The sequence below is a fragment of the Laceyella tengchongensis genome, from assembly GCF_900182735.1.
GTDB classification, from domain to species: Bacteria; Bacillota; Bacilli; order Thermoactinomycetales; family Thermoactinomycetaceae; genus Laceyella; species Laceyella tengchongensis.
The window spans coordinates 1-3,241 of the sequence record NZ_FXTU01000021.1; the positions used below are offsets into that span (position 1 = coordinate 1).

1 protein-coding gene is annotated in these 3,241 nt (G+C 53.1%); it reads right to left on the reverse strand.

The annotated features are described in order from the left end of the window. Positions 1-3,241, reverse strand: a 3,241-nt coding sequence (locus QQZ12_RS16800; protein ID WP_284724684.1) for a condensation domain-containing protein, incomplete at both ends; no start/stop codon positions are given.

Below are 3,241 nucleotides of genomic sequence, written 5' to 3' on the forward strand. Positions count from 1 at the left end.
GCATCCAATTCGCCGTAGGTCAGCGTCTCCTCCCGGTACACCACCGCCGTCCGTTCGGGGGTGCGCGCCGCTTGTTCCGCAATACACTCGTGCAGAGTCCGGTCTCGTGGATACTCCGCTTCCGTCGCGTTAAACGCGTTCAGCAATCGATCCGCTTCTGCTTCAGAAACAATGTCGAGCTCATCGAGGCGGCGCTGGGGATCGGCCACTACTTGTCTGATCAAGGCCTGTAGCGAAGCGAACAGCTGCTCCATTTGCTCTTGCGTGAACACTTCCGTCGCGTAAGAAAACTTCAATGTGATCTGTTCTCCCGGATAAATGACCAAACTAAAAGCATAATTGTCCTGCTCAAACGCTTCGATCCGTTCAATCACAAACCCCGTGCCCGCATAAGCCTCTTTCAGCGCAGACATATCCAATTGGTAGTTTTCAAATGCGACGATATGGTCAAACAGCTGGTTGCCCAACGACGTGTGGGCCTGGATCTCCGCCAAAGAGGAAAAGTGAGCCGGTTCGGCCGCCAGATTCTCCTGTTGCAACTGCGCAAGCAATTCGGCAAACGTGGTGGATTTGTCCCCGCGAACGCGCACCGGCACCGTATTGATGAAGAGACCCACCATTTCATCCACCTGAGGCAAGTCAGCTGGGCGACCGGATACAACCGCACCGAACACCACATCCCGCACACTGTTCATTTTCTGTAGCAAGACACCCCACAATGCTTGTAGCACCGTGTTGACAGTCACTTGAGACTGTCGTGCCAATCCGCCGAGTCGTGACGTCCACTCGTGGGACAGTGTGAAAATCCGTTCCGCCTTTTCTTCCGCAACTAACCGCTTTGGTGGATCGGTCTGGCCAAAAAGTGTCGCTTTTTGCTCAAACCCTTGCAGATAGGATTCCCAAAACGCTTGTGCCTCCTGATGATCTCGTTCTTGTAACCACTCGATGTAGCGGCGATAAGGAACCGGATCAATCATCGGCAACGTCTCCCCGCGCATCCGCGCTTGATGCCACGCCAGCCAATCCTCTAGCAAGCGCTTGATGCACCAGCCATCTATCAACAGGTGATGGAAGCTCCAAATCAACCGGTATTGTGCATCTCCCATTCGAATCAAGGTAAAGCGGACTAATGGCTGTTGCAATGAGGAAAATCCGCGCTGTCGGTCTTCCGCTTTCAACTCGGTCATGCGGACAAAACGTTCCTCTTCTGGCAAGCTAGTGAGATCGACAAATGAAAACGGAACGGAACAAGATGTCAAAACCACTTGCACAGGCTCGCTTAATTTCTCATGCACAAAGACTGTACGCAACATGCCATGTTGTTGCACAAGCGCATGCAAACTCTCTTCAAACCGGGCCACATCAATCTTCCCGGAAATCTCCAGCGTAAATTGTTCAAAGTATTGCAGACGGTCTTGCAACGAATGGAACAGCATCCCTTTTTGCAAAGGGGACAACGCATACACATCTTCAATCTTTTGTTCGTCAATCAGTGTGCGCACGTGGTTCCAATCGTCCCATGTCAACGGATTCGCTCCAAAATCACTCGGTGTGCGTACCGTCGTCCGCCGCCCCTCGCAGTGAGCCGCACATTCTCGAAGATATTGGTCGAAACGGCCCGCCAACCGCTCCACCGTCTCAGGAAACAGCCACTCCCGGTTATACGAAAAGATGAAGTGCAGCTTTCCGTCGACCACCATGCCACTGATCGACAGGGCATGTTTATCAGGCGTTTTGGGACTAAACCAAGTTCCCGTCGGCAATGGTGACGAGCCCAATCCTTCCTCCGCAAACTGCCCCAAATAGTTGAAACTGATTTCCGGCTCCAAGGCAAACGTCAAATCCTGCGTGTGTTCTGCTTCCGCCATATAACGCAAAAGGCCATAGCCGATGCCTTTGTTGGGAATCCGCCGCAACGTTTCCTTCACTTGTGGAATGGCGTCAGCCCAGTTGTCATTGCGCAATTCAAACACAACCGGGTACATGGTGGTAAACCAGCCCACGGTTCGCGACACATCTATATCCGGAATGATCTGCTCACGCCCATGCCCTTCAAGATGGAGCGCGATTTGTTCTTGCCCTGTCCACTCTTTGAGCGCCCGACACAAGGCGGTTAACATCAAATCATTTACATCTGTGTTGTACGCATGATGGGTCTTGGTAAGAAGGCGGTTCGTCTCTTCACGATTCCAGCTCCAAGTCATGTCGACCTGTTCTCCCATCGTCGGATGACCTGAGCCCTCGCTGTCTTTAGGTAGCGGCGCAATCGCTACTGACTCCTGCTGCTTCCAGTAATCGCACTCCTTCAGCACAACGCCGCTATTGGCCACCTCTTTCAACTTGGCCGCCCAAAGTTGAAAAGAATGCGTCTTGTCAGGGAGTTCAATATCTTTTCCTTGTTCGGCCGCCTCATAGCACGCGTGAAAATCCTCTATCAAGATCCGCCACGACACACCGTCTACCACCAAGTGGTGGATCACGATCAACAGACAGCCTCCCTGGTCCGTTTTGAACAGCCCTAGCCGAACCAACGGTCCCGCTTCCAGTGATAAGCTTTGTTGCAACCGGTTCGCGACCTGTTCGACACGCGCTTTCACCTGCTCATCCCCTTGGCCACGCAAGTCGATTTCTTCCAAGGTAAAATGCTGTCCGTCCATTCCTCGAACCCATTGGGTGACGCCCGTCTCCGAAAATTGATAACCCATGCGCAACGCGTCGTGGTGCTTGACCAATGCTCCAAACGCTCGCACAACACTCTCCGCCCGCCAACCGGCCTCTTTGCGCAACATCACCGCCTGATTGAAATGATGCGGCTCTGGGGAACGCTTGGAGAAAAACCATTGTTGAATCGGGGTGAGTTCCACTTCACCGGCAATTTCTTCTACCTCGACCAACCGCTGGCGAGCCGGTTGCACCCAAGGTGCCAATGCTGCAATGGTGGGATGGCTAAATAGCATTTTGGTTTCCAGCCGCAAGTGATGACGGTTTAGCAATGCCGCCATCCGGATCGCTTTGATGGAGTCTCCACCTAATGCGAAAAAGTTGTCATGAATCCCGATTTGCTCCATTCCGAGCACTTCTTCCCAGATACGGGCAAGCAAATGCTCCATCTCAGTCGACGGCGCCACATACACGCGCTTGCCACGGATGTTCGGTTCGGGCAACGCCCGCTTGTCAACCTTGCCATTGGCGTTAACCGGCAACGCGTCCAGGCCGATGAAATAGGTTGGCACCATGTAAT